We start from the raw sequence: 7,848 nt of genomic DNA, 5'->3' as shown, positions 1-7,848 counted from the left end.
CCTTAGGGTCGCTTTTTTTATTTCTGCATCATGCGATCGTCTCCGCCCCTCTGCAACAAGGGGCTAGCTGCGCCACTCTTCTTCCCGCAGCGTCAGCACCTCAAACCCGTCCTCGGTCACCGGCCGCGCCTTGAGCGTATCGACGATGAACGCCTCGGCGCGGTCGTTGATCTGCACCGTGGTCACATCGGGGCGGATGAAGCTGTCGAGTTTGGCAAACACCTGGGTCAGCAACTGGCCGGTGCGGCGCATCAGGTCGAGTTGGGCGGGGGGCTTGAGGATCACCTGGGACATGGGGGGAGGGCAGTTGCCCATGCTGGAAATTGCCCCAGCAAAGCGCCTGGGAGCGTGAGGTTGCCACCGCATGGTGCGTAACCTGTGCAGGCCTCTTCGCGGGCACGCCCGCTCCCACAGGTACTGCGCCGCCCTCAGGCCTTGCGATATCCCTGTGGGAGCGGGCATGCCCGCGAAAGGGCCGGTATAGCTGGCCCATAAATTGCTGATCTACCCTCATCCCGGGCTATCAACGTCGACAGCCCTCACCACTTCACGACAAAGGCGCCGTGTTGCCCCGCTTGCATCAGCATGCCGGGGCAGCCGGCGCCTTTTTGCATTTTCCACAGGAGCCCGCCCATGGCCAACAACGAAGTACGCAGCGTCTGCCCCTACTGCGGCGTGGGCTGCGGCATCGTCATGAGCGTTGCCGATGGCAAGGTCGGCAAGATCAGCGGCGACAAGCTGCACCCGAGCAACTTTGGCCGCCTATGCACCAAAGGCCTCACCGCACACCAGCCACTGAGTGCCAGCGGGCGCATGGCCGACGCCTACCTGCGCCAGCAACGCAGCCAGCCGCCAGTGCGCACCAGCATGGACCAGGCCATCGCTGCCACCGCCGAGCGTCTGCGCGGCATCATCGACCAGCACGGCCCGGATGCCGTGGCGCTGTACGTGTCCGGGCAAATGTCGCTGGAGGCTCAGTACCTGGCCAACAAGCTGGCCAAGGGCTTTATCCGTACGCGCCACATCGAGTCCAACTCGCGCCTGTGCATGGCCAGCGCCAGCAGTGGCTACAAGCTGTCGCTTGGCGCCGATGGCCCACCTGGCAGTTACCAGGACTTCGAGCACGCCGACGTATTTCTGGTGATCGGCGCCAACATGGCCGACTGCCACCCGATCCTGTTCCTGCGCCTGCTTGATCGGGTCAAGGCCGGTGCGAAGCTGATCGTCGTCGACCCACGGCGCAGCGCCACCGCCGACAAGGCCGACCTGTTTCTGCAGGTGCGCCCCGGCAGCGACATGGCCTTGCTCAACGGCCTTTTGCACCTGCTGCATCGCAACGGCCACACCAACCCCGATTTCATCGCCCGCCACACTGAAGGCTGGGACGAACTGCCGGCCTTCCTCGACGACTATACCCCCGAGCGCGTCGCCGCCATCACCGGGCTGGCCGAGGCCGATATCATCAAGGCTGCCGAATGGATCGGCAGCGCCAACAACTGGATGAGCTGCTGGACCATGGGCTTGAACCAGAGCATTCACGGCACCTGGCACAGCAACGCCATCTGTAACCTGCACTTGGCCACGGGTGCCATCTGCCGGCCCGGTAGCGGCCCGTTCTCGCTGACCGGCCAACCCAATGCCATGGGCGGCCGCGACATGGGCTACATGGGCCCCGGCTTGCCAGGCCAGCGCTCAGCCTTGGTGGAAGATGACCGCGCGTTCGTCGAACGGCAGTGGCAACTGCCACCCGGCAGCCTGCGCAGCGAGGGCGGTGAGGGTACGGTGGCGCTGTTCGGGCAGATGAAAGCCGGTGAAGTGAAAGCCTGCTGGGTCATCTGCAGCAACCCGGTAGCCAGTGTCGCCAACCGCCAGCAAGTGATCGACGGCCTGCGCAAGGCCGAACTGGTCATTACCCAGGACGCCTTCCTCGACACCGAAACCAACCGTTACGCCGACATCCTGCTGCCGGCCGCGCTGTGGGCCGAAGGCGAGGGTGTGATGATCAACAGCGAGCGCAACCTGACCCTGATGCCACGCGCTGTCGAGCCCCCCGGGCAAAGCTTGCCGGACTGGCAGATCATTGCCCGCGTGGCGTGTGCCATGGGCTATGCCGACGCCTTCGACTACCCCAATGCCGAAGCGGTGTATGAGGAAATACGCCGCTTCCACAACCCCTCAACCGGTTATGACCTGCGCGGTATCGGCTATGCCGAATTGCGGACACAGCCGCGCCAGTGGCCTTGTGCACCGGGCAGCGAGCAGCATCGTAGCCCGCTGCGCTACCTCAACGACGGCAGCAGCCAGGCGCTCCTGCTCGATGCCCGAGGTAGGCGGCCGGCACTGGCCTTTCCCACCGCCAGCGGCAAGGCGCGCTTCTTTGCCCGGCCCTGGTTGCCGGCAGCGGAAGTGCCGGACGATGACTACCCCATGGTGCTGAATACCGGTCGCGTGCAGCACCAGTGGCACACGTTGACCAAGACCGGCAAGGTGCCGGCGCTGAACAAACTGGAGCCCGGCCCCTACCTTGAGATTCACCCCGAGGATGCCGCCCGGCTGGGTGTCGCTGAAAAGGACCAGGTGGCCGTTCGCTCGCGCCGGGGGCAGGCCGTGTTGCCGGCGCGCATCAGTGACCGGGTCATGCCGGGCAACTGCTTTGCGCCGTTTCACTGGAACGACCTGATCGGCGAGCAATTGGCGATCAATGCCGCGACCTGCGATGCGGTCGACCCGCTGTCGCTGCAGCCTGCCTTCAAGCACTGCGCCGTAGCCCTGGAGCGGGTCGCAGGCGAGCGCATCGACGCCCTTGATCTGAACACTGCCACTGTAGAGCCTGTCCGCATGCCGACCGCCACCCTGTCCCGTCTGCTTGGCCTGCACACCCTGCCGGTTCCGGCGCTGGCCGAAGAAGAGCGTCATTACCTGCAAGGTTTCCTGCTGGGCCTGGACCAGGCCCGCGCCGAGGGCGTACCCCGCCTGCCGGCCAGTGCGCCGCTGGCTGCCAGCCGTCGTTTGTTTGTTGACGGTTTGCTGGCCGGGTTGTTCGCCCAGCCTGCAACTGCGCCCATCGCGGTACAGGCCACGCCATGGCATCAGGTGCTGTGGGCCTCGCAGACCGGCAATGGTGAGCAACTGGCCGAACGCTGTGCCGCGCGCCTGCGCGATGCTGGTCTGAACGTGCAACTCAGCTGCCTGGAGGCGGTCAGCCCAAGCCAGCTGCAGGGTGCTGCCAGTGTAGTGTTAATCGCCAGCACCTTTGGCGATGGCGACGCGCCCGACAGCGGCGCGGCCTTCTGGCAGGCTTTGCAGGGCGAGGAGGGCGCTCACTGCGCCGGGCTGCCCTATGCCGTACTGGCCCTGGGCGACTCCAGTTACGACCAGTTCTGCGGTTTTGGCCGCAAGCTCGACCAGCGCCTGGCCGAGCTGGGAGGGCAGCGCCTGCTGGCGCGGGTGGACTGCGAGCCCGACTTCGACGAAGCCTTTGCTGGCTGGCTCGAAGCGTTATTGCCTGCACTGGGCACTGCCGCGGCGCCACCTCCGGCGAGTGAACCTGCACCCGTATCGGCCTTCAGCAAGCAGCAACCCTGGATGGCCACCGTACTGGAAAACCGCCTGCTCAATGGCCCCGGCGCCAGCAAGGAAACCCGCCAGCTGGTCTTCGATCTGGGCGGCAGCGGCTTCAGTTATGCTGCCGGCGATGCCCTGGGCGTATGGCCGCGCAACTGCCCGGCCCTGGTAGAAGAGCTGCTGACGCTGATGCAGCTCGATGGCCAGGCTATGGTCGAGCTTAAAGGTCATAGCGCCATGCCACTGGCCGAAGCCCTGCAAACACACCTGGAAATTGCCAAGGTCACTGCGCAACAACTGCAGGCATTTGCCAGCAACGCGCCTGACCTGCAGCGCTTGCTGCAGCCTGAATGCAAGGCCGAGCTGCAAGATTGGCTGTGGGGCCGGCAGTTGGTCGATGTGCTGCGCGCCTTCCCCCAGCAGTTGCCGCTGGCCAGCTGGCTGGAACTGCTCAAACCATTGCAGCCGCGGCTCTATTCGATCAGTTCCAGCCCGCTGGCGCACCCAGGCCAGGTGCATCTGACGGTATCGACGGTGCGTTATGGCGAACGTAAAGGCGTGTGCTCAAGTTTCCTTGCCGACCGTGCGCAGGTGCAAAAGGTGGCGATCTTCCCGCAGGTGTCGAAGCACTTTCGCTTGCCCGAGGACGACAGCGTGCCGGTGATCATGGTGGGCCCTGGTACTGGCATTGCACCGTTCCGTGCGTTTCTCGAGGAGCGAGAGGCACGGGGGGCAAAAGGCGACAACTGGCTGTTCTTCGGCGAGCAGTACGCAGCGACCGATTTCTATTACCAGGAGCAGTTGCAGGCCTGGCAAGCGGCGGGGCACCTGCGGCTGGACACGGCGTTCTCGCGGGACCAGGTCGAGAAGATCTATGTGCAGCAGCGCATGCTCGAGCAGGGTGCGCTGTTGTGGCAATGGCTGGAGGCGGGGGCGTATTTCTATGTGTGTGGCGATGCGCAGCGCATGGCCAGGGATGTGGATGCGGCGTTGCGGGTGATTGTCGCCGAGCATGGCCGGATGGATGCGGCGGCGGCTGCGGCTTATGTCGAAGGCTTGAGCAAGGCCAGGCGTTATCGGCGCGATGTGTACTGAAGTGCTCCAAGATGGGGTGTTGTGCACCTTGAATGTGCATTGGCTGGGCGGGCCCAGCGCAAGTGTAGGAGCGGGTTTACCCGCGAAGAGGCCGACACAGGCAACCCAGGCAACCCACGCAACCCGATTGGCACGCTCCCTGCTTAACCTCGGATACAACAAAGCCCACTGATCAACGGCGATCAACCGGGCCCCCTACCGTGATGAATACAGGCAAAGGCGCCTGGAGCTTCGGCTCCAGGCGCTTTTTTTTTGATCGAGGATCGGCTTATGAAGGCAACAGCGAGCAGCGGGCAACGAGAGCGACTGGTCATCGTCGGCAACGGCATGGTCGGCCACCATTGCGTCGAACAACTGGTCAGTCGCGGCGCCCTGCAGCGCTTCGAGGTGCGGGTATTCGGCGAAGAGCGCCAACGCGCGTATGACCGCGTGCACCTGTCCGAATACTTCGGCGGCAGCTGTGCCGAAACCCTGGCCCTGTGTGAGCACGATTTCTACGAGGCCAATGGCGTGCACCTGCACCTGGGTGAGGCCGTGCTGGAGATCGACCGCGAGCGCCGCGAAGTCGTCACTGCCGCAGGTCGCTATGGCTACGACCAACTGGTGCTGGCCACCGGCTCCTATCCCTTCGTGCCGCCGATCGAAGGCTCCAGCGGCAATGCCCGCCTGGTCTACCGCACCCTGGACGACCTCGATGGCATTCGTGCTGCCGCAGCCGGTGCCCGCCGAGGGGTGGTGGTCGGCGGCGGCCTGCTTGGCCTGGAAGCGGCCAACGCCCTCAAGTCGCTGGGGCTGGAAGCTCACGTGGTGGAATTCGCCCCACGGCTGATGCCGGTACAGCTGGACGGCGAGGGCGGTGCCGCGTTGAAGGCGCAGATCGAAGCGCTAGGTGTGGGGGTGCACCTGTCGCGCGCCACCCAGTCGGTCAGTGCCGGTGAAACCTACCGCTACCGCATGAACTTCGACGGCGGTGAGCACCTGGAAACCGACCTGATCGTGTTCTCCGCCGGTATCCGCCCACAGGATGCACTGGGCCGGGGTTGCGGCCTGGACATCGCCGCGCGCGGTGGCGTGGTCATCGATAACCACTGCCGCAGCAGCGACCCCCGCATCTTCGCCATCGGCGAGTGCGCCTCGTGGAACGGCAGCGTGTTCGGCCTGGTCGCCCCGGGCTACAGCATGGCGCGCAACCTGGCCGGGCTGCTGATGGGCGAGGCGGCGGTGGCGTTCACCGGCGCCGACATGTCGACCAAGCTCAAGCTGCTGGGTGTGGATGTCGGTTCTATCGGCGATGCCCACGGTGCCACGCCGGGCGCGCGCAGCTATCGCTTCATCGATGAAGCCAACAGCGCTTACCGCCGTTTGGTGGTGGATGCCAGCGGCAAGCGCGTGCTCGGCGCGGTGCTGGTGGGCGACAACAGCTATTACGACACCCTGTTGCAGTACGCCCAGAACGGCATCGCCCTGCCGGCCGACCCGGCAGCGCTGATCTTGCCGCAAGGCGGTGGTGCGCCGGCCCTGGGCGCCGATGCGCTGCCCGACAGCGCGACCATCTGCTCCTGCCACAACGTCAGCAAGGGGGCGGTGTGCGCCGCGATCGACAGCGGCTGCAGCGACCTCGCTGCGGTCAAGGGCTGCACCAAGGCCGCGACCGGCTGCGGTGGTTGCGCGGCCCTGCTCAAGCAAGTCTTCGAGCACGAACTGACGGCCCGCGGCGTGGCGGTGGACAAGAGCCTGTGCGAGCACTTTGCCTACACCCGGCAGGAGCTGTACGGGTTGGTGCGGGTGGAGGGTATCCGCACTTTCAGCGAACTGCTCGAGCGCCATGGCAAGGGCCATCTGGGGTGTGACATCTGCAAGCCGGCGGTGGGCAACATTCTCGCCTCGTGCTGGAACCAGCCGATCATGGACCCGGCACTGGTACCGCTGCAGGACACCAACGACACCTTCATGGCCAACATGCAGAAAAACGGCACCTATTCGGTGGTACCGCGCATTCCCGGTGGTGAAATAACCCCCGACAAGCTCATCGCCATCGGCCAGGTGGCCAAGAAATACGACCTGTACACCAAGATCACCGGTGGCCAGCGCATCGACCTGTTCGGCGCCCAGTTGCACGAGCTGCCGCTGATCTGGGGCGAACTGATCGAGGCCGGTTTCGAAACCGGGCACGCCTACGGCAAGTCGACCCGCACGGTGAAGTCGTGCGTGGGCAGTACCTGGTGCCGCTACGGCGTGCAGGACAGTGTCGCCATGGCCCTGCGCCTGGAAGACCGCTACAAGGGCCTGCGCAGCCCCCACAAGCTCAAGTTCGCGGTATCGGGATGCACCCGTGAATGCGCCGAGGCGCAGAGCAAGGACATCGGCGTTATCGCCACCGACAAGGGCTGGAACCTGTACGTGTGCGGCAACGGCGGTATGCGCCCGCGGCATGCCGAGTTGTTCGCCACCGACCTGGACGACGAAGCCCTGGTACGCCTGATCGACCGCGTGCTGATGTTCTACATCCGCACGGCCGACAAGCTGCAGCGCACCTCGGTGTGGCGCGAAAACCTGGAAGGCGGCCTGGACTACCTGAAGCAGGTCGTGATCGACGACAGCCTGGGCCTGGCCAGCGAGCTGGAAAGCCAGATGCAGCATGTGGTCGACCAGTATGAATGCGAATGGGCCAATGCCCTCAACGACCCGGAGAAGCTCAAGCGCTTCCGTACCTTTGTCAACGATCGCCGCGCCGACCCGGACGTGCACTTCGTGCGCGAACGCGAACAACGCCGGCCCGCTGCACCGCTGCACCTGATCCCAACTGTCGAGGAGGCTGTCTGATGAACCTGGCCAATGCTGCTGTGAACACGCAAGAAAACTGGCAGACGGTGTGCCAGGCACAAGACCTGGTGGCCGATTCCGGGGTCGTGGTTTGGTTCGATGGGGCCCAGGTGGCGTTGTTCTACCTGCCGGGGCAGGCCCAGCCGCTGTACGCGGTGGACAACCGCGACCCACGCTCCGGTGCCAATATCATCGGTCGTGGGCTGGTGGGCAGTGTGCAGGGCGAGTTGGTGGTGGCGGCGCCGTTGTACAAGCAGCATTTCAGCCTGCTGAGTGGGGAGTGCCTGGAGGATGCCGGGCAGAGGTTGCGGGTGTGGCCGGTGCGGTTGAAGGGGGAGGCGGTGGAGCTGGCGGTGGCCTGATACC

General features: G+C 65.1%; 3 protein-coding genes and 1 pseudogene. 3 read left to right on the top strand and 1 reads right to left on the bottom strand.

Features of this window, described 5'->3' with window-relative positions:
- Nucleotides 1-111 precede the first annotated feature (111 nt).
- A pseudogene (locus ACF8O8_RS22735) lies at nucleotides 112-315 on the bottom strand (type I methionyl aminopeptidase); the annotation flags it as partial.
- A 318-nt stretch (nucleotides 316-633) separates the two neighbouring features.
- Between ACF8O8_RS22735 and ACF8O8_RS22730 the strand changes: the two are divergent.
- The 3 genes from ACF8O8_RS22730 (at nucleotide 634) to nirD (ending at nucleotide 7,844) form a co-directional block, all read left to right on the top strand.
- Nucleotides 634-4,659, top strand: coding sequence for a molybdopterin-dependent oxidoreductase (locus ACF8O8_RS22730; protein WP_392510522.1), 4,026 nt, complete (start codon nucleotides 634-636; stop codon nucleotides 4,657-4,659).
- Between the two features lie 270 nt (nucleotides 4,660-4,929).
- Nucleotides 4,930-7,482 carry a nitrite reductase large subunit NirB gene (nirB, locus tag ACF8O8_RS22725; protein ID WP_392510521.1) on the top strand — a complete coding sequence of 851 codons (2,553 nt, stop codon included), beginning with the start codon at nucleotides 4,930-4,932 and terminating at the stop codon, nucleotides 7,480-7,482.
- Nucleotides 7,482-7,844, top strand: a complete 363-nt coding sequence (gene nirD / locus ACF8O8_RS22720; protein ID WP_014754224.1) for a nitrite reductase small subunit NirD — start codon at nucleotides 7,482-7,484, stop codon at nucleotides 7,842-7,844. Before nirB ends, nirD begins: the two co-directional genes overlap by 1 nt.
- Nucleotides 7,845-7,848 lie beyond the last annotated feature (4 nt).

Origin of the sequence: Pseudomonas sp. TYF_14, assembly GCF_043105275.1 — a bacterium.
GTDB classification, from domain to species: Bacteria; Pseudomonadota; Gammaproteobacteria; order Pseudomonadales; family Pseudomonadaceae; genus Aquipseudomonas; species Aquipseudomonas alloputida.
This window is presented reverse-complemented; position numbering and strand designations above follow the sequence as displayed.